This is a genomic window from Kitasatospora mediocidica KCTC 9733 (assembly GCF_000744225.1).
In the GTDB taxonomy this organism is placed as follows: Bacteria; Actinomycetota; Actinomycetes; order Streptomycetales; family Streptomycetaceae; genus Kitasatospora; species Kitasatospora mediocidica.
This window is the reverse complement of sequence record NZ_JQLN01000005.1, coordinates 2,110,561-2,129,944: the sequence shown is the minus strand read 5'-3', so window position 1 is coordinate 2,129,944 and position 19,384 is coordinate 2,110,561. Positions and strand designations below refer to the sequence as shown.

The 19,384-nt window shown below is 71.7% G+C and carries 18 protein-coding genes; 10 read left to right on the top strand and 8 right to left on the bottom strand.

The genetic code is table 11. The features are described from left to right. Positions 1–27: 27 nt before the first annotated feature. From BS80_RS23485 to BS80_RS23475, 3 genes are all read right to left on the bottom strand, one after another. Complete coding sequence (locus tag BS80_RS23485) at positions 28–1,038, bottom strand: CU044_5270 family protein (RefSeq protein ID WP_035800332.1); 1,011 nt, start codon at positions 1,036–1,038, stop codon at positions 28–30. Continuing rightward, complete coding sequence (locus tag BS80_RS23480) at positions 1,035–1,658, bottom strand: RNA polymerase sigma factor (protein WP_035800329.1); 624 nt, start codon at positions 1,656–1,658, stop codon at positions 1,035–1,037. The genes BS80_RS23485 and BS80_RS23480 overlap by 4 nt, the downstream gene beginning before the upstream one ends. A 202-nt stretch (positions 1,659–1,860) precedes the next feature. Next, positions 1,861–2,313, bottom strand: coding sequence for an ATP-binding protein (locus BS80_RS23475; protein ID WP_232246586.1), 453 nt, complete (start codon positions 2,311–2,313; stop codon positions 1,861–1,863). A gap of 155 nt (positions 2,314–2,468) precedes the next feature. Here BS80_RS23475 and BS80_RS23470 point away from each other — a divergent pair, with 155 nt between their 5' ends. The 5 genes from BS80_RS23470 (at position 2,469) to BS80_RS23450 (ending at position 6,505) form a co-directional block, all read left to right on the top strand. Continuing rightward, a complete protein-coding gene (locus BS80_RS23470) occupies positions 2,469–3,284 on the top strand; it encodes a helix-turn-helix domain-containing protein (RefSeq protein WP_051966959.1) in 816 nt (271 codons plus the stop codon). Continuing rightward, on the top strand, positions 3,281–3,532 hold the full coding sequence (locus BS80_RS23465; protein ID WP_035800326.1) for a DUF397 domain-containing protein: 252 nt from the start codon (positions 3,281–3,283) through the stop codon (positions 3,530–3,532). Before BS80_RS23470 ends, BS80_RS23465 begins: the two co-directional genes overlap by 4 nt. A gap of 137 nt (positions 3,533–3,669) precedes the next feature. Next, the gene (locus BS80_RS23460; protein WP_157536529.1) at positions 3,670–4,185 is read left to right on the top strand and encodes a hypothetical protein; all 516 of its coding nucleotides are present in this window, start codon (positions 3,670–3,672) and stop codon (positions 4,183–4,185) included. Positions 4,186–4,433: 248 nt separating this feature from the next. Beyond that, on the top strand, positions 4,434–5,387 hold the full coding sequence (locus BS80_RS23455) for a hypothetical protein (RefSeq protein ID WP_051966958.1): 954 nt from the start codon (positions 4,434–4,436) through the stop codon (positions 5,385–5,387). A 158-nt stretch (positions 5,388–5,545) separates the two neighbouring features. Further along, positions 5,546–6,505: an esterase/lipase family protein gene (locus BS80_RS23450; RefSeq protein WP_083975096.1), complete on the top strand. Its 960-nt coding sequence runs from the start codon at positions 5,546–5,548 to the stop codon at positions 6,503–6,505. A 47-nt stretch (positions 6,506–6,552) separates the two neighbouring features. Here BS80_RS23450 and BS80_RS23445 read toward each other — a convergent pair whose 3' ends face one another. From BS80_RS23445 to BS80_RS23435, 3 genes are all read right to left on the bottom strand, one after another. Beyond that, positions 6,553–8,268 carry a proline--tRNA ligase gene (locus BS80_RS23445; RefSeq protein WP_035800321.1) on the bottom strand — a complete coding sequence of 572 codons (1,716 nt, stop codon included), beginning with the start codon at positions 8,266–8,268 and terminating at the stop codon, positions 6,553–6,555. A gap of 134 nt (positions 8,269–8,402) precedes the next feature. Then, the gene (locus BS80_RS23440) at positions 8,403–8,798 is read right to left on the bottom strand and encodes a DUF427 domain-containing protein (RefSeq protein WP_051966957.1); all 396 of its coding nucleotides are present in this window, start codon (positions 8,796–8,798) and stop codon (positions 8,403–8,405) included. A 57-nt stretch (positions 8,799–8,855) separates the two neighbouring features. After that, entirely contained in the window at positions 8,856–10,328 is a 1,473-nt protein-coding gene (locus BS80_RS23435; protein ID WP_051966956.1) for an MFS transporter, read from the bottom strand. Positions 10,329–10,431: 103 nt separating this feature from the next. On the opposite strand from BS80_RS23435, the gene BS80_RS23430 reads away from it, so the two are divergent. After that, a complete protein-coding gene (locus BS80_RS23430) occupies positions 10,432–10,986 on the top strand; it encodes a winged helix-turn-helix transcriptional regulator (RefSeq protein ID WP_035800319.1) in 555 nt (184 codons plus the stop codon). An 11-nt stretch (positions 10,987–10,997) separates the two neighbouring features. Here the strand turns inward: BS80_RS23430 and BS80_RS23425 are convergent, their stop codons facing one another. Both BS80_RS23425 and BS80_RS23420 read right to left on the bottom strand, forming a co-directional pair. After that, on the bottom strand, positions 10,998–11,972 hold the full coding sequence (locus BS80_RS23425) for a quinone oxidoreductase family protein (protein ID WP_035800317.1): 975 nt from the start codon (positions 11,970–11,972) through the stop codon (positions 10,998–11,000). Positions 11,973–12,096: 124 nt separating this feature from the next. Next, on the bottom strand, positions 12,097–13,488 hold the full coding sequence (locus BS80_RS23420; RefSeq protein WP_051966955.1) for an MFS transporter: 1,392 nt from the start codon (positions 13,486–13,488) through the stop codon (positions 12,097–12,099). A 711-nt stretch (positions 13,489–14,199) separates the two neighbouring features. On the opposite strand from BS80_RS23420, the gene BS80_RS23415 reads away from it, so the two are divergent. From BS80_RS23415 to BS80_RS23400, 4 genes are all read left to right on the top strand, one after another. Further along, positions 14,200–15,462, top strand: coding sequence for a helix-turn-helix domain-containing protein (locus BS80_RS23415; RefSeq protein ID WP_035800314.1), 1,263 nt, complete (start codon positions 14,200–14,202; stop codon positions 15,460–15,462). A 745-nt stretch (positions 15,463–16,207) separates the two neighbouring features. Then, positions 16,208–17,353: a fatty acid desaturase gene (locus BS80_RS23410; RefSeq protein WP_035800306.1), complete on the top strand. Its 1,146-nt coding sequence runs from the start codon at positions 16,208–16,210 to the stop codon at positions 17,351–17,353. A gap of 85 nt (positions 17,354–17,438) precedes the next feature. Further along, positions 17,439–17,939, top strand: coding sequence for a cobalamin-dependent protein (locus BS80_RS23405; RefSeq protein ID WP_198045589.1), 501 nt, complete (start codon positions 17,439–17,441; stop codon positions 17,937–17,939). Further along, entirely contained in the window at positions 17,936–19,342 is a 1,407-nt protein-coding gene (locus tag BS80_RS23400) for a methylaspartate mutase (RefSeq protein WP_051966954.1), read from the top strand. Before BS80_RS23405 ends, BS80_RS23400 begins: the two co-directional genes overlap by 4 nt. Positions 19,343–19,384: the final 42 nt, after the last annotated feature.

The window sequence follows — 19,384 nt, the reverse complement described above, 5'->3', positions numbered from 1 at the left end:
CGCACCCGCCCCCCTTGTGTGTGGGGCTCAGCCGCGTGGCTGGTCCCCGGCGTGGTCGGCGATGCCCTCTTGCAGGATCGCCGAACTGTAGTCGTCGCCGGCGCCGTTGCCGCCGGCGGCAAGGTTCTTGGTCAGCACCTCGTGCACGCCGAGGAACGCGCCACTCCTCGGGTCGAAGATCAGCGACACCCGCAGCCCGCCGCCGTCGTGGGCCAGCGCGACGCCGTGGCGCCCGTCGGCGTCCACGTCGTCGGCCAGCAGGACGGTGCCCGGGATCCGCGCGGCCGCCTGCATCAGCGCCGCCGCCACAGGTGGCGGCGCCATGATGTTCTGGAAGATCATCTGGACGTGCGAGAACGCCGCCTGGGGGCGCAGCGCGTCCGTCATGGCCGGCACCGCGTACTGGGTGTCGTCGTAGAGCAGCCGGTGCTCCAGCGCCTGCGGATCAGTGGGCAGCGCGGCGACGAACGCGTACGTCGGCGTGTCGAAGCTCGCCACCGTCGGCGCGCCCTGCCCGGCCCCCAGCGTGGGCGGCCACGGGTTGCGCCCGTCGGGATTCCCGGCCCCGGTCATCGTCGGGTCCACGATCAGGCCCTCCAGTCGCCCGTCCACGGAGAGCCAGCTGGTGCGCTCGTGCCGCGTCTCGGACGCCCCCTCCTGGATCTCCCGGCGGTAGGTGAACTGCCCGGGCGCGGCCTGCGGGGCGGGGCGGGTGCGCAGGGCGTCCACGGCCCGGCCCAGCAGCCCGGCGGCATCGGTCGGCTCCGGCGACGGCGTGGGTAGGGGCGATGCCACCGACGCCGATGCCGACGGCGGCGGCAGCGCCGGCGGGGTGCCGGTGCCGGGTCGGGACGCGTGCGGTGCGGGCACGACCAGGGTCACGGCTGCCACCGCCGCCACCGCCAGCGGGGCGGCCAGCAGCCACCCGGCCCTGCGCCGCGGACGCGGCGCCCGCTCCTGCCGGGCGATCTCACTCATCAGATGGTCCTTCAGTAGCCGGTGGCGCTCGGCGGTGAGCATCGGGGACGCGTCGTTCATCGGATCTCCCCCTGCACTGGACGGGCCGCCGCCAGGCGGCCCCGCTTCGCCTCACCAGCCGCGCCCGGCCGGCCGGCCGCCAGCTCCTTGTCGGTCAGCGAACGCAGCCGCGCACGGGCCCGCGAGAGCCGCGAGCGCACGGTGCCGACGGGGACGCCCAGGGCCTCGGCGGCGGACGCGTAGTCGAGGCCGCCCCACACGCACAGCCCGAACACCTCCCGCTCCGCGCGCCGCAGCCCCGCCAGCGCGCGCTGCGCCGCAGCCAGGTGGGCGCCGTCGTCCAGGCGGTTCACCACCTCCTCGGCGAAGTCCGCCACCGCCTCGCGCTCGAGCAGTCGCGCCATCGCCGCGCGGTGGCGCCGCGATGCCCGCGCGGTGTTGCGCAGGACGTTGGTCGCGATCCCGAACAGCCAGGGCCGCAGCCCCTCGCCCTCCTCATGGAGGGTGGCGCGCAACCGCCACGCCTCCAGGAAGGTCAGCGAGACCGCGTCCTCCGCCGCCGCCCAGTTCCCCAGCGTGCGCAGCGCGTAGCGGTGCACGTCCTGTGCGTGCGCGTCGAAGAGCTCCCCGAGCGCTGTCTGGTCTCCGGCGCGTAGTCGCGCCCGTTGAGATTGCTCCACACCCCTGCCTGTCCGCTCTCCCCGACCGGTTCCCGTGAGCCACATCACAGCAGGTGGCCCCACCCCGCCGCCCCGGGGGGCCCGGTGTCCCCGTGCGGGTCAGGGGGCCAGGGGGTCAGGGGGCCAGCAGGTGCCAGGAGTCGACGACGTTGCGGCCGCCGACGTGGTCGCCGGGCAGGGCTTGCCCGGTGGTTATCTGGCCTCAGGGGCAGGCCAGTTCGAACCAGACGGTCTTGCCGATCCCAGACGGACGGGGGTGGGCGCCCCAGTCCTTCGCCAGGGCCTCGACGAGGGCGAGGCCCCGGCCGCACTCGTCGTCGGTGGACGCGAGGCGCTGCCTCGGGAGCTCGGGGTCCGCGTCGGAGACCTCGACCCGGATGCTCCCGCCGCGCAGGAGACAGCGGACTGCGGTGTAGCGGTCGGCCGGGACCCGGGTATGGCGGCAGGCGTTGGTCACCAGTTCGCTGACCAGCAGGACGGCGGTCTCGGTGACGTCGTCGGCAAGCAGCCACCGGCCGGCCTGATCGCGGAGGAGTCGGCGGGCACGGCCGACGTTGCGCGGGTGGCGGGTGAGGCGCCATTCGACGTCGGCGGGCGGGGTGGAGCAGGGGGAGGTGGGGTGGGTGGCCATGGGCAGCGCGTCCTTGAAGTGCATGGCGGATGTTTGGGCGTCAGGCTGTCGCCCTGGAGGGGGGATTCCGCCGATCGTGACTCCTACGGTGCTGGTCGGGACGTAGCCTCGGAAGGATCGACACGGGTACCGAATTCTGCGGCGATCCGTGTACCCGGACAGGACGCGGGGTGAGAGCGATGACCGACGAGGCATCCCAGCCGCCGATGGCGTGGCGGTACTGCGGCAACCAGGTCAAGTTGTGGCGCGGCCTCGCGGGTGTCACCCGCGAGGAGCTGGCCAAGGAGGCCAAGTACGAGTACGAGAGCGTCAAGTCGATGGAGCAGGGGCGGCGGCGCCCGAGCTTGCAACTGCTCCGGGCGGCAGACGAGTTGTGCGGGGCGCGGGGGATGCTGCTCGCGGCTCAGGACTACCTGAAGCCGGAGCGGTTTCAGTCCTACGCCCAGGACTTCGTCGCTTCCGAGAGCGAGGCGATCGCCCTGCACTCCTACGGCGCTCTGCTCATCCCAGGACTGCTACAAACCGAGGAATACGCGCGAACGCTGATCAGCAACAGCTGCCCCCCGCTGGACGATGAGACCGTCGCGGAACGTGTGGCCGGTCGCATGGAGCGTCGCGAGATGTTGAGACGGAAGCCGACTGTGATGTTCGGCTTCGTCATCTACGAGGCGGCACTCCGCGCCCTGGTCGGCGGCACTGAGGCAATGAAGCGCCAGCTCTACCATCTGCTGGAGGAAGGCGAGTTGCGCAACGTCGCTATTCAGGTTCTACCGGTGGGTCGCAAGGCTTACCCCGGGCTCATCGGTTCGCTGGTTCTGCTGGAGAACGCCGAGCACGAGCAGTTTGCCTACGTCGAAGGCCAGGAGACCGGGGTTCTGTACTCGGACCCGGCCAAGGTGAGTGCCCTCACGCAGCGCCATGGCATGATCCGCATGCAGGCTCTAGGCGTTGAGGCATCGGCGCGGTTCATCAGGAAGGTGGCGGAGGAACTATGAGCACCGGGCTCAGGTGGCGAAAGTCCAGCTATAGCAACTCGGAAGGCGGCGCCTGCATCGAAGTGGCCCTCTCCTGGCACAAGTCCAGTTACAGCGACGATCGAGGAGGCGACTGCATCGAGGTCGCCCCCACCCCCCACACCGTCCACGTCCGCGACTCCAAGAACCAGAGCGGCCCCCAACTCGCCTTCTCCCCCTCCGCCTGGACCGACTTCGTCACCTTCGCCGCCGCCCACACCCCGGCCTAGCGCTGCCCCTGGTCGACGATGAAGATCCGAGACTCGGGCTTCGTCTCCGCTCGCGGCATAGCCAGCGGATCCGACGCCGTGTCAGTCTGGCTTCGGCGAGCCCGGCCGACCCGCCGGGACCGGCGATCGGGGGGCCGATGAGCTCGGAGCGCGTGTCGCGGACGGCGAGATCCCACCACCTGGGCGCCTACCGGGAGAAGTACCGGTTCAACGGGGCCGGCTGGCTGCTGATCGCCGTGGACTTCCTGGCGCTCGGCGTCCTCTGGTTCCGCCAGTCGGGGCCGGACCGTTCCGACGTGCTGGCGGTCTGCGCGTTCCTGGCGCTGGCCGCTGTCGCCGCCGGTGGCGCCACCCGGACCAACAAGGCCGTCCACGTCTTCGACGAGGGATTCGTGCTCACTGGGATGTGGGGGCAGGTGAAGCAGGTCGGCCGCTGGCACGAGGTGAGCGTGCGGATCAAGCGGGAGGTGCCCCGGCGCAGCGGCGGCCCACCGCTGCGCACCCACGGCGTCGCCGTCGCCGGTACCGAGCGCTTCGGCTTCTCCGCGCGGCAGATCGTGGGCGGCGGCCAGGCACTCGCCGAGGTACTGGTCGCGGCGGGGGCGGTCGTGGAGCCCCCGGGACCGGACCCAGATCCGAGACGCGAAACCTGAGCCCTGCTTTAGACGAACGGGAGGTTACTTAACCCACCCACCCTCCCAAGACCCGCGCGCACCACCGGATATGACTATTCGTGACCGACTGGACACGCTCCGGGTTTTCTGCGTACGGTTCGCCACAAGAAACAACCCCCGCCGGTGCTGGAACACCAAGACGGGGGTCTGACCTACTAGATCGAAAGCACTCGATCCAAATGGCTACTGCCAACTCTAGCGCCGCGCCCGCCCCGAAGCACCCCCCGATGGCCTCTCCGGGGTACGGAAAACGCTCCGCGCCGGGCCAACGGCGCCGTCGCAAGCGCGACTTCGCACACCTGCCCGAGCGCGAGGCGTTCCTCGCCAGGTTCATCGACGAGCTGCCGGACGGCGCCGCGATGGACACCAAGACTCTCGCCAAATCGCAACCCCGGTACGGCCAGCAGGGCGTGGGGACGGCGCTGCGGACGCTCTCGGAGGCCGGCCACCTGCGCCGGATCCGGGAGAACCTCGGCAACGGACGCACCCGCTGGGTCCACCGGACGTACTTCTCGCGGACCCCGCGCGACGACGCCTGGTGGGCACGCTTTCTCAAGAAACCCCCGGGCGCGTCGCCCGCCGAGCCCGTCGGGGACGTACCCGACGACCCGGTGGCACCGCAGCCCACAGCGCCACCGGAAACGGTGACGCGTCCATTCGAGGTGCTTCGCTCGAAAGGGTACGGTCCAAGGCGCGCGCCGGTTCCAGCCAGCGCACCCCCCTCGGACGCCTACCGGGCGCTCTCCTCGCTCGCGCTCGTCGACTCCCGACTCACCCTCTCCGCCCGGGAGTGCGCCGAGTTGGAGCCACTGGCCGCCGTCTGGCTGGAACTCGGCTCCACCGTGCACCAGTTGCACGCCGCCCTCAGTGCGGGTCTGCCACCGGAGATCCACAGTCCGGGCGGCTTCACCCGCAGACGCCTCGTCGACAAGGTCCCACCAACCCCCACCCCGCAACCGACCCCCGCCCCACAGGCTGTGGACAACGCCGCGCCACCCCCGCCCCGCCGCATGATGGAGTGCACCGAATGCCGCGTCCCCGGGCGCCCCGAGTCGCTGCCCGGCGGACTCTGCCGGGCCTGCAAGGGTGAACCGCTCATCCCCGCCACGTTCACCCGCGACCCGCTCGTCGACGTCCGGGCCCGGGTCGCCCAGCTGCGAGATCTGATGCGCCGTCAATAGAGGCAGGCACGGTTCGCCCGAAGGGGTGTCACTTCGCGCGCGGTGTCTGGCCAAGGTGTGGACCCAGCAGTAACTTACCCGCGAGTACCACGGTGTGGCCCCCATCACACCGCCACTGACACCCCTTCGCACACCTCCCCCCACCCTGGAGGACTGCCATGACCGGATCCGCCCTGCCCGCAAGAGCCCCCTACCGCCGCCGTCTCACCGCACTCGCCGCAGGCTGCACGCTGCTCGGCGCGGCCCTGGCCGGCATCGCCGTCCCTGCCCAGGCCGCCTCTGCCCAGGCCGTCACGCACCACGCGGCGGCCCGCCAGGCGGACCCGGTGGCCGCCGCCCAGGCGCTGGCCGCGCCGGGCGTTCCGGGCGCCAACGACTGGTCGTGCAAGCCGAGTTCCGCCCACCCCCGGCCGGTCGTGCTGGTCCACGGCACCTTCGCCAACGGTTCGGTCAACTGGCTGACCGTCGCCCCCGCGCTGGCCGCCGACGGGTACTGCGTCTTCGCGCTCACCTACGGCGCGGAGGCCGACGTGCCGGTGCTGCGGGCGATCGCGCCGGTCGCGGACTCGGCGCAGCAGCTCTCCACCTTCGTGGACGGGGTGCTGGCGGCGACCGGCACCGGCCAGGTCGACATGGTCGGCCACAGTCAGGGCGGCATGATGCCGCGCTACTACATGAAGTTCGACGGCGGCGCGGCCAAGGTGCACACCCTGGTCGCGCTGGCGCCCAGCAACCACGGGACGACGCTGGACGGCCTGACCACGCTCGCCCAGTCGTTCCCGGGCGCGGTGGACGTGGTCGGCTCGCTCTGCCCGGCCTGCACCGACCAGATCGTCGGATCGGACGCCCTCACCAGGCTCAACGCGGGCGGGGACACCCTGCCCGGCGTCACCTACTGGGTAATCGCCACCCGCTACGACGAGGTCGTCACGCCGTACCAGTCGCAGTTCCTCAGCGGCCCGAACGTCCACAACGTCCTCGTCCAGGACCTCTGCCCGGCCAACATCCCCGACCACGTGCTGATGGCGACCGACCTGGTGGTGCTGCACGAGGTCCGGCACGCCCTGGACCCGGCGGACGTCGGCTCCGCCACCTGCCTGGCCAACCTCACCGGCTGACCGGCCTGTCCGGGGGCCCGGGAGCAGGTCCCGGGCCCCGAGCACGCTCAGCCCGTCGTGCGGCTGCCGGTGATCAGCGACGTCACGGCGGCCGCCGCGTCGGCGACCGGGACCTGGACGGTCTCGCCGGTGGCGCGGGTGACCAGTTCGACCACGCCCTCCTTGAGGCCGCGCGGGCCCACCGTGATCCGGTACGGGATGCCGATCAGCTCGATGTCGGCGAACTTCACGCCGGGGCGCTCGTCGCGGTCGTCCAGGATCACGTCCACCCGGGCGGCGCGCAGCTGCTCGTAGAGGCCGTCGACGACCTTGGCGGTCTCCTCGTCGTTCTTGCCGATCGGCACGATGACGACCTCGAACGGCGCGACCGAGACCGGCCAGAGGATGCCCTTCTCGTCGTTGTGCGACTCGACGACCGCGGCGATCGAGCGCTCGATGCCGATCCCGTAGCTGCCCATGATCGGCTTGACCCGGGTGCCGTCGGGGCCGAGCACGCTGACGTCCAGCGACTCGGTGTACTTGTAGCCCAGCTTGAAGATGTGGCCGACCTCGACCGTGCGGACCACCGTGAGCGGCTCGGCGCAGGCCGGGCAGGCCTCGCCCGCGACGACCTCGCGGAAGTCCGCCCAGCGGGTGACGGTGATGTCCCGCTCGACGTCGACGCCGCGCAGGTGCACGCCGTCCTCGTTGGCGCCGGTGCTCATCGCGCGGCGCCCGCGCAGCGCCTCGTCGGCCAGCACGGTCAGACCCGTCACGCCGACGGCGCCCAGGCTGCCCGGGGAGGCGTGCAGCGCCGCCTTGATCTCCTCCGGCTGGGCCGGACGGACGGCACGGGCGCCGGTGGCGTCGATCAGCTTCTGCTCGACCAGGCTGTGGTCGCCGCGGATCAGGACCAGGGTGAGCCGGTCGTCCACCATGAAGACCAGGGTCTTGATCTGGCGCTCGGCCGGCATGCCGTGCTGGGTGGCGAGCTGCTCGATGGTGCGGGCGTCGGGGGTGTCGAAGCGCTCCGGCGCCGCGAGGCCCTCCGGGTCCTCGATCGCGGGCAGCGCGGAGGTGGCCTTCTCGACGTTGGCCGCGTAGCCGCAGGCGGGGCAGTGCGCGACCAGGTCCTCGCCCGCCTCGGTCGGCGACATGAACTCGACGGAGGCCGAGCCGCCCATCGCACCGCTGGAGGCCTGCACCGCGATGGCCGGGATGCCCAGGCGCTCGAAGATCCGCACGTAGGCGGCGCGGTGCAGGTCGAAGGAGCGGTCCAGGCCGGCCTGGTCGAGGTCGAAGCTGTACGAGTCCTTCATGGTGAACTCGCGCACCCGCAGCAGACCGCTCTTGGGGCGCGGCTCGTCCCGGAACTTGGTCTGGAACTGGTACCACATCTGCGGCAACTGCTTGTAGGAGGACAGCTCCTGAGCGAGCGTCGTGAAGATCTCCTCGTGCGTCATGCCCAGCGCGAGGTCGGCGCCCTTGCGGTCCTTGAGGCGGAACATCTCGTCGCCCATGACCTCCCAGCGGCCGGACTTCTGCCAGATCTCGGCCGGGTGCATCGCCGGCAGGATCCACTCCTGCGAACCGATCCGCGCCATCTCCTCGCGGACGATCTCGATGACCTTCGCGCGGACCCGGACGGCCAGCGGCAGCAGCGAGTAGTGCCCGGCCATCAACTGGCGGGCGAATCCGGCCCGGACGAGCAACCGGTGGCTCACCGCGTCCGCGTCCGCCGGGTCGTCGCGCAGGGTCGGGGCGTACATCTGGGACCAGCGCATCTGAGGTGTCTTTCTGTCGGGCGGCGGCAGGCACAAAGCGGTGACGAATCGTAGTACAGCGTGCTCCGCGCCCTCCCGGCCCACCCCGACGGCGCGCCCGGCTCAGGGCCGTGCGCGCCGTCGGGGACCCGCGGTCAGAAACCCTCCGCCACCAGCCTGGTCCGCTCCTGGTAGAAGGCGACGAGCTCGGCGAGCGGTTCCATCCCGGGCAGCGGCGTCGGGTACGACCAGGCGACGGCGTCGGCGTGGGCTCCGTCGGCCCGCAGCGCGAAGTGGACGGCGGTGCCCTTGTAGGGGCAGTAGCTCTCCGTCTCGGCGACGTCGAGCAGCTCGGTGCGGACGTCCTCCCGGGGGAGGTAATAGCGCACCGGGTGGCGGCCCTCATGGACGAGGACCACGCGCCGGCTGTCGGCGAGCAGGGTCTCGCCGGACCACACGGTCACCCGGCCCCCGCCGATCTCCAACCGGACGGGGGAGCCGGCCTGCTGGGCGGGTGCGACGTGGTGCGGGGAGAGGGAATCGCTCGACATCGGTGGCCTCCTGAGCGGGGTGGCGACCCGCGGTGCGCGGGCCGGGGAGAGCGGGGGTCAGCTCGCGGAGCGGAGCGGGGCCGCGGTCTGCGTGGCCTCGGTCTGCAGGACGGGCTCGCTCGCGGCGGCGACGCGCGCCGCGCGGGCCTCCGCGGTACGGGCCCAGAGCGCGATGGCCGCGCCGAGGACGCAGATGGCCGCGGCGACCAGGACCGCGTTGTTGGCGCCGTCCGCCATCGCGTGGGCCGGGCCGGCGTCGGACTTCGCCTGGCTCACCACGGTCGCGGTGACGGCCACACCCAGGGCCGAACCGAGGTAGCGCGCACTGTTGTTGGCGCCGGATCCCATCGCGGCACGGTGCGGGGGCACGCTGCTGACCGCGAGACGGGCGAGCGCCGCGTTCAGGACGCCGCTGCCGATGCCGGCGACGATCAGGCCGGGGGCCAGGTGGTCCCAGGAGCCGCCCGCGTGCAGCCCGTAGAGGGCGGCCTCGCCGAGACCGCAGATCAGCAGCGAGGCGGAGACCTGCGTGGTGGCCGCCATCCGGTTGACCAGTCGGCGGGCTTGCAGGGCCGAGACCACGGAGAGGCCCGACCAGATGGCGAGGACACCGGAGGCGGCCAGCGGGGTCTCACCGAGCGACTTCTGCAGCACGGTGGGCAGGTAGCTCATCAGACCGACGATCGAGAGGCCGGTGAACAGCGCGCCACTGCTGGAGGCGATGAAGCCGGGGTTGCGGAAGAGCGCGAGGTCCAGCATCGGCTCCGAGACCCGGGACTCGACGAGCGCGAAGGCGATCAGCAGCACCACGCCGACGGCGAGCAGGCCGATCACGATCCCGCGGCCCCAGCCGTGACGGCCCTCGGAGAGGCCCGCGATCAGGCAGGAGGAGCCGCTGGCGAGGGCCAGCACGCCGAGCGGGTCGAGCTTGCGGGGCCGTTCGTTCTTCGACTCGTCCAGGCCGAGCGCGGTGAGCAGCACCAGGCCCGCCGACAGCAGGGCCAGCACCCAGTAGACCGAGCGCCAGCCGCCGGCCCGCTCCATGAGCGCCGCGTACACCGGGCCCAGCGCGATGCCGAGGCCGACCGAGGCGCCCCACATGCCCAGCGCCCGGATGCGGGTGGGACCGACGGGGTAGACGTTGCTGATCAGTCCGAGGGTGGGCGCCAGGATCGCCGCCGCCGCGCAGCCCTGCAGGACTCGGCCGGTGAGGAAGAGCCCGGTGTTCGGGGCGGCCGCCGAGAGCACGGTCGAGACCAGCAGGAGGACGGCGCCGCCGCCGAAGACGCGCTTGCGGCCGTAGTCGTCGGCGGCGCTGCCCGCGGTGAGCAACAGGGCGGCCAGGCCGACCAGGGTGCCGGTGAGCACCCAGGTCTGGGCCGACACGCCGATGTGCAGGGCCGCGGCGGTGGGCGAGAGCGTGGTCAGCGGGGACGTGTAGTCGATCAGTACCAGTAGCGTGCCGCAACTCGCGGTGAGCAGCGTGAGGCCGGGGCTGCGCAACTGGCCGCCGGGCGGGGTGGTGGTCATGGCAGGCAGTCCTGTCGTAGGCATGTTGAACGAAGGTCTGTTGAACGAACCTACTCAACGTATCATGTCAGGTCTGTTCACTGAACTGAACTAAGCTGGCGCCATGGCGCTGGGAATGGACTACGCACAGCAGGACTGCTCGCTCGCACGTGCCCTGGAGGTGGTCGGCGAACGATGGAGCATGCTGATCGTGCGCGACGCCTTCTACGGCGTGCGGAGATTCAACGACTTCCTGGCCCACCTGAACATCCCGCGCGCCGTGCTGACCGGCCGGCTGCGCTCGCTGGTAGCGGCCGGCGTGCTCGACAAGGAGCCCTACCAGCAGTCGCCGGTGCGCTACGGCTACAACCTGACCAGCGCCGGGCGTGAGCTGTGGCTGCCGATCTACGCGCTGGCGCGGTGGGGTGAGCGGCACGCGTCGGAGGGCGGGGCACGGACGGTCTTCAGCCATGCCACCTGCGGCACCCGGCTGGACATCGTGGGCAGCTGCCCGACGTGCGGCGTGCTGGTGGCGCCGCAGGACGTGATGATGCGACCGGGCCCCGGCGCGGTCAGTGAGATGCGCCAGGACCCGGTGTCACGCGCGCTCGGCCGGCCGCACCGGCTGCTGGAGCCGATCGAGCAGCTGATCGAGCCCACGACGGAGCCGGTGGGTTAAGGCCGGCACAACTACGCCGGGGTGAGCAGGAGCTTGCCGGTGGTCCGCCGGGACTGCAGGTCCGCGTGGGCCTGGTGGGCCTGCTCGAAGGTGTAGCGTCCGCCGATCGAGACCCGGATCGCCCCGCTCCGCATCCACTCGAACAACTCGGCTGCCCGGGAGCGGAGTTCGGCCGGGTCGGTGGCGTGGTCGACCAGCGTCGGCCGGGTCAGGTAGAGCGAGCCGAGCGCGGCCAGCGACTGCGGGTCGAGGGCCGGCGCCGGACCGGACGCGGCGCCGGCCAGCACGAACGTGCCGCGCGGGCGCAACGAGTCCAGCCCGGCCTTGAAGGTGTCCAGGCCCACCCCGTCGTAGACCACGTCGACGCCCCGGCCGCCGGTCGACTTGCGGACCAGGCCCGCCAGATCGGCCGGATCCGCCCCGACGATCACCTCGTGCGCGCCCGCGGCCCGCGCCACCTCGGCCTTCGCCTCGGTGGAGACGGTCGCCAGCACCTGCACTCCGCGCCCGGCGAGCAGCCGGGTGAGGTGCTGCCCGAGGCCGCCGGCCGCCGCGTGGACGAGCGCGCTCTCGCCCTCGACCGCGCGGTAGGTCGAGGTGGTGAGGTAGTGCGCGGTCAGGCCCTGGAGCATCATCGCCGCCGCGTCGGCCTCGGTGATGTCCGCGGGGAGCGGCACGGCGGCGTCGGCCGCGACGACCACCCGCTCCGCGTAGCTGCCCGGGGCGGACCACCAGGCCACCCGGTCGCCGACCGCGAGGCCGGACACCTCGGGCCCGAGCTCCAGGACGGTGCCCGCGCCCTCGCAGCCCGGGACGAACGGCGGGGTCAGCCGGGTGCGCCCCTCGCGCTCGTAGACGTCCTTGAAGTTGACCCCGGCGACGGCGAGTTGCACCACCACCTGACCGGGCCCGGGCGTCGGGTCCGGCCGTTCGCCCACGGTCAGGGCCTGCGGTCCACCGGGCTGCTCGACCACCACTGCGCGCATCGCGCTCCTCCTTCTGCTCCGCGCCGCAGCGCCACCCGCCGCGGCTCCGGTCCTTGCCGACCGCGCACCCGGGGGCGCGCGGAACCTTCCGTACGGGCTGCGCCGGGCCGGCGCAGCCCCATCACTACTGGGCGCCCGGCCGGCCCGGCATGGTGCGCCGGACCACCAGGACGATGACCAGGAACCCGAGGGCCACCAGGCCGAGGCAGACCCGCAGTCCCCCGGCGCCGGTCGAGCGGTCCAGCAGGGGCCCGAACAGCGCGAGCCCGACCGCCCCACCGACCTGCCGCAGCGCGTTCAACGCCCCTGAGGCCAGACCGGACTGATGGACCGGCAGCGAGCGCAGGACGACGGTCGGCAGGCTCGGCCCCATCAGGCCGGCGCCGAGGCCGAGCAGGCAGCTGCCGAGGAGCAGCACCCACCAGTCGCGGCCGGTCCCGACCGGCAGCAGCGCGAGCGCACCGGCGCCCGCCATCGCGGCCCCGCCGATCAGCAGCAGCCGGGGGCCGGTCCGGGTCACGGCGCGGGCCAGCACGAACGAGGCGAACGTCCAGAAGGTGGCGAACGGGATGAAGGCCAGTCCGGCCCCCAGCGCGTCCAGGCCCCAACTCTTCTGGAGGAAGGCCGAGATGGCGTACTGGCTACCGTAGGCGCCGAACTGGAACAGCGCGCCGACCGTCAGCCCGGCCAGGAACCCGGGCCGGGTCAGCAGGGACGGCGGCAGCATCGGGTGAACGACCGTGCGTTCAACGCCCACCAGAGCCGCCGCGGCCACCGCCGTGCCGACCAGCAGGGCGATCGTCACCGGGGCGGACCAGCCGCGGGTCCCGCCCTCGACCAACGCGCCGATCCCGCAACCGACCAGAGCGATCGCGGCGAGCTGACCGGCGAGGTCGAACGGCACCCGGCGCGCCGGGGAGGCCGCCACGGCCCGGCCGCAGACGACCACGACGGCCAGCCCGATCGGCACGTTGATCAGGAAGATCGACCGCCAGCCCACCGCGGCCGTCAGCGCCCCGCCGAGCACCGGCCCGATCACCAGCGCGAGCGAGCTGACCCCGCCCCAGACGGTGAACGCCCGCGCGCGCCTGGCCGGTTCCGTGTACATGTGGGCCATCAGGGCCAGTGAGGCGGGCAGCAGTCCGCCGGCCGAAACCCCCTGCACCGCGCGGGCGGCGATCAGCGTCCCGACGTTCGGACTCGCCGCACAGGCCGCCGAGGAGAACACGAACAGCAGGAGCGATACCCGGAACAGCCTGCGGGCCCCCAATCGGTCCGCTAAAGTCCCTCCACCGAGTAAGCAGGCGGCCATGGCGATGGTGTAGGCGTTCACCGTCCACTCCAACTGCGCCAGGCCGCCCGCGAAGTCGCTCCGGATCCGGGGCAGCGCGACGTTCAGTGCACTGCTGTCCATCAGCACCATGAAGAAGCCGAGGCATACCGCCCCGAGCGCCAGCGGACCGGCCGCCGGCGGTGCCTGCGACGCCTCCCCGGAGACATCGCGGCCCCCTGCCACGGATGCGTCGGCGGCCTTAGCTGTATCTGTGGCTTCATTCATCTGACAGCTCGCATCCAACCGGGAGAAACCAACGGGAGACTATCGGGCCCCGACCGCCTATACTGTTCGACGGAGGTCGATCACTATGCATGAAAGTCTCCGACCTGGTGCTACGTCAAGTGCTGCTCACCCCAAGGCCCCGGAGCGGGTCTCGCGCCGCGTGCACAACTCCCCTCATGCCGATCCGTCGGGCACTCGCGTCCATGGCAGGCCGAACGCGACCGCACACCGGGAAGGTGACGCGTCGGCGGCGAGAGGACAAACTCGCCTGAATGGAGGCCGGCTTGCACTCCATGTCAGCTCGCCATTGGGAAGACGTCACTCCGCCTGTAGCAGTAACACCCCAGGGGCCACCCCGAATTGGGCGCCCCTGGGCGGCGAACTCTGGGCCGCCAATTGGTGGCGTTCCAATTGCCAGCTGACTGGTCGTGTCATAGATTTGTCAGAGTAGGTTTATCGTGAGTCTGCTTCCTACGGCCACTCGAGGTCGGAGGAGTGCGTGCGGAACGGCAGCGGTCTGGATGCGGACCGGGCCGGTCGTGCCCAGTTCGCTTCACCGCGGGCCGGGATCGGCCCGGCCACGCCGAGCACGGACGTCGGGGCTATGAGCAGTGCGCCAAGAAGTGGAAACACGGGGTGGGTCCCTCCGTGGGAAATGGTGGGTTTGCCATGGCACATGTCAGCCAGCCCGAGTTCGGCCAGCGGCTCAGAGAACTCAGACTGGATCGAGGGATCAAACAGACCGAACTGGCCGGTGGCCCGGTCTCGGCCAGCTACATCTCACGTCTTGAGATGGGCAACCGCCTTCCCTCGCCCAACGCCCTGAGCTACCTGGCCACCACCCTGGGCGTCACCGTGGACGAGCTGACCACCCAGCACGAGCCCGAGGGCCGCGGCGGCGCCGCCGAACCGGAACGGGCGACAACGAGCAACCCCACCCGCAGCACACTGCTGGCCCGGGCGACGACCGCGCTGCGCGGCGGGGACACCCGCTACGCCGTCGAGCTGCTCGAGTCCGAGATCGCCTCCCCCGACCTGGAGCCGTTCGGCTGGGGCTGGCACCTGCTCGGAACGCTGGCGGAGGCCTACCGCAAGGCCCAGGAACTCCCGGCCCGGGTCGACGTCCTGCGCCTGATGCTCGACATCAGCGCGGAGTGGGAGGACGCCGGAGCGGTCCGCGGCGGCATCCTCGCCGAACTGTCCAACGACGAACGGGCGCTGGGCAGGATCGAGTGCGCGCTGGAGGCGGGCAAGCAGGCGGTGGCGACCACCCGGGAGTGCCGGGCCCCCGAACGGGCGCTGGCCCTGATGGCCCTGGCAGCCGCGGAGACCGAGGCGGGGGGCGTCTCCCGGGCCGCCGAGCGCGTGCCCGAACTCCTCGCCCTGGTCGACTCCGTACCCTCCCTGACGGCCGCCCAGATCTACTGGAGCTGCGCCGGCGTCCGGGGCCGCCAGGGAGACAGTGACGCGTGCGACAAGCTGATGGGCCATGCCCTGGAGACCCTGGACAGCCGTGACGACCTGCTCGCCTGGGTCCGCCTGCGGATGGCCGCCGGCGCACTGCGACTGCGGGCCGGCCGGGTGGACGATGTCGGCCGCTGGATCGAGGAGGCCGGCCGCGCGGTCGAGCTGGTCGGCAGGCCGGCCCAGGCCGCCGCGCTGCTCTTCCTCAAGGCCTGGCTGGCCTGGGTCGAAGACCGCTACGAGGAGGCCTTCGTGACGGCTCGTCAGGCGGATGACACGGGGCTGCTCGCTTTTCATGACCGGCTGCGCGCCCGACTGCTGCAGAGCCGCTGCCTGCTGCACATGGACCGGCAGGCCGACGCGCTGCGGGCGATGCGGGCCGTCGCGGTGGAGGCCGAGGAGGCCGGGTATCTGGATCTGGCGACCGAGGCCTGGAAGGCGCTCGCCTCCACCCTCGATCCGGTCTGAGCCGGGAGCGATCGGGTCCGACCCGCGAGGCCGGTGACCGTACCCGGCCTACCGCCGGTCGCCCGCCACGCCGGCGACGGCCCGGGTCGACGCGCGTCCGCGCAGGCCGAGAACGCCACACCCTGCGGTAACGATGCCATCCCCACCATCTCCCCCCACAAGGAACTTGGCGCCACGAGCAGGCAACCGCGCGGTTCCGCCCGCGGCTCGTGGTGTGGCCGAGCCTAGCAAGTCAGTTCGGTCAACAGCCTTACCAAGATTAACTTATTCGCATGAGAATTGACTAGGCATGACATCACTCGATCATCACTTGACTGACTCTGACAGTCCTGGGTAGCGTGACGGAGGCCTCAGCTCGACCGAGTCCCGTGTCATCTGCACCGATCGCCATGGCACCACGTCACTCGCCGCACCCAGCTCAGCCCTTGCTCCGCCCGACCTATGGTCGGTTGCACCTGACGGCGAGCCTCATCCCATCCGCCCGTGGATACGGGCTGCCCTGAGGCCCGTCGTCGTTCCCTGCTCCCATCGCGATGCCGCATGCCCGCCCGCGTCCGCCCACGGCGACGGGCGGCAGCGAGCTGGTCAACCGCATTACAGAGAGGGCCTGTCCACCGTGAGTACGAGTAACTCGACTGCGCAGGGCCCCGCGACACCACCCTGCGCTCCTGAAACGTCAACCGGCCTTTTAGCAAACGAAGCCCCCTTACTCGCCGACCCCGAAGCCGACCCGGTCCGCGAGTCCATGCGGTCCTTGCCCAAGTTCACCCAGCTGGCGCTCACCTTCCTCACCGGCAGGCCCCTGCGGGACCAGCGCCCGGTCAACCTCTCCCCGGGCTTCCACCTGGCCACCGCCTGGCTGAGCATGCTGGCCGGCGTCGCCCTCTCCTGCGCCGGATTCAGCCTCGGCGGACCGTTCCTGCTTCTGCTGCTGCCCGGTTGGGCGATGACCCTGCACGGTCAGCGCAACCTGCGGATGATGGTCTACCACCAGTGCTCGCACCGGAACATGTACGGCCGCCGCCGGCTGGACGCCACCATCGGCTACTCCATCTCCGGCCTGCTGGTCATCCAGAACTTCGAGCGGTACAGCAAGGAACACGTGGCCGACCACCACGCGGTCCACCACATGACCCTGCGCGACCCCACCGTCCAGGCCTTTCTGATCAGCCTGGACCTGCACCCCGGGATGACGCGCCGTCAAATGTGGACCAGGGTCCTCATGAAGCTCGTCTCACCGCGCTTCCACCTGGCTTTCGCCATCTCGCGCATCCGGTCCTTCGCGCACAACTCGGCGCCCACCGAGAAGGCGATCGCCGCGGTGCTCTACGGCGGTGGCGCGATCGCCGCCGTGTGGTCGGGCCTGTACCCGGTGGTCCTGGTCGCCTGGTTCCTGCCCCTCGTGTACTTCTACCAGGTCAGCAACACCCTGCGGCTCTGCGTCAAGCACACCTTCCCCGCGCCCGACACCACCGTGCGGCGCGGCAAGGAGTACTTCGCGAGCCTGACCAACGCCATCTTCATCGGCGAAGCGGCACCCGCCCCCGGCCTTCCGCCGCTGCGCGCGGCCGCCGCCTGGGTGCGCTGGGGCCTGCGGATGGCACTGATCCACTTCCCCACCCGCTACCTGGTGCTCACCGGGGACACCGTGGTCCACGACTACCACCACCGCTACCCCGCCAGCCGGCAGTGGCACAACTACATCTTCGCCCGGCAGGAGGACCTGGTCGACGGTCACCGCGGCTGGCCCGAGTACACCGCGGAGTGGGGCCTGAAGGCCGCCGTCGACCGCGTCTTCGACTCCCTCTCGATCGCGGACGCCGCGGAGTTCGACGTCTCCCGGATCACCTCGGTCAGCCGCCGCGAGCTCTTCGCCGCCTTCGACGACTAGACGACCAGACGACCAGCGCCACCCGCGGCACCCACGCCGCACCGTCCGTCCGGCCCTTCAGCGCCTCCCAGAAAGGCACCCTGCGGTGACGTCCAAGACCTCGCTCCAGAACGAGACCTCCTCCCCTTCGGCCGTCGTCGGCCCCGCGGACCGGACCGGCCGCACGGTGATCCTGGGAGTCGCGGCCAGCGACAGCCACGCCGTCGCCAACCACCTGATCGCCCACGCGCTGCGGGCGCAGGGCCTGACCGTCGTCAACCTCGGTACCTGCACGCCGGTTTCGGAGTTCGCCGACGCCTGCGAGCGGCACCCCGAGGCCGAGGCCGTCATCGTGGGCAGCCTCAACGGCCACATCCACGAGGACCTGCACGACCTGGCGCAGGCCAAGCAGGACGGGCGGATCCACTGCCCGGTCATCGTCGGCGGCAACCTCTCGGTCGGCAGCACCAAGGACGAGTCCGCGATCACCCGGCTCTACGAGCTCGGCGTGGACCACGTGATGAACCGGCCCGCCGATCTGGCCCCGCTGCTCGACAGCCTGCTGCCCGCGGTCACCCGCCCGCTCGCCGCCGCGGCGGCCCGATGACGGCCGACCTCGACGCCCTCGGCCTGCGGGCCGAGGCGGTGACCGTGCCCGGGCTGCCGTCCCTGGAGGAATCGGCCCGCTACATCACGCAGTTGGGCAAGCCCACGGCGGCCGAGGTGCTGCAGAACGCCCGGCTCGCCGGGCGGGTCGCCCTGCAGCCGCGCTGCGGGGTCGGCGGCCACCAGGAGATGGCGGCCCTGCTCGCCCACCTCGAACGCGAGGGCCGGCCGGACATCCTGACCCTGACCATCGACTCGCACACCCGGCTCTGCCGGTTCGACAACGCCGCGCGGGCCCTGAAGACCGACCCGCGCACCCTCAACGGGTATCCGCTGGTCACCCACGGCTTCGAACGTGGACGGGAGTTGAACGAGTCGGTGGCGGCACCGATGGAGATCAGGCACGGCTCGCCCGACCCGCGCGCGCTGTTCCAGGTCTCGGTCGCCTCCGGCATCACCTCCTTCGAGGGCGGCGGCATCTCCTACAACCTGCCGTACTCCAAGGACGTGCCGCTGGCCCACTCGCTCGCGGCCTGGTCCGAAGTCGACGCGGTGTGCGGCGAGTTGGCCAGGCTGGGCACCGTGGTGGACCGGGAGCTGTTCGGCACCCTCACCGCCGTCCTGGTGCCGCCGTCGATCAGCCTGGCGGTGAGCGTGCTGGAGGCCGTCGCGGCGGCCGCCGAGGGCGTGCGCTGCATCTCCGTCTCGTACCCGCAGAGCGGTCATCTCACCCAGGACGTCGCCGCGTTGCGCGCCGTCCACGAGCTGGCCGCCCGCTACCTGCCGGCCGAGGTGCAGACGCACGCCGTGCTGCACGAGTTCATGGGGGTCTTCCCCCGTGAACGCCGCCACGCCGAACAGTTGATCTTCTTCGGGGCGCTGACCGCACGCCTCGGCGGCGCCTCGAAGATGATCACCAAGACCTACCAGGAGGCCTTCGGCATCCCCGACGCCGAGGCCAACGCCGCCGGGCTGCGGCTGGCCGACATCGCCAACTCCTCGCTGCTGTCGTTCATCCCGGTGGACGAGGAGGCGGTGGCCGAGGAGCAGCGGTGGATCTGCCGCGAGGTCGCCGAGATCGTGGAGCCGGTGCTGGCCGCCCGCAACCTGCACAACGGCATCGTGACGGCGTTCGCCGCCGGGCGGCTGGACATCCCGTTCAGCGCCAGCCGACACGCCCACTCCGCGATCATCCCGCGCCGCGACTTCGAGGGCGCGATCCGCTACCAGTCGCACGGCAACCTGCCGTTGTCGCCGGAGAGCGTGGCGCGCAACGAGCGCCTGCTCGCCGTCGGACGGCCGGGCGGGACCAGCGCGGAGGACCTCTTCGAGGCCCTCCAGCTGGACATCGACTACTTCCCCCAGCTCTTCGGCGAAGCCGGCGCGAACGGGCTTCTGCAGTGACGCGGCCCGGTGCGGCGCACGCGTCGGCGGAACAGACCCCAG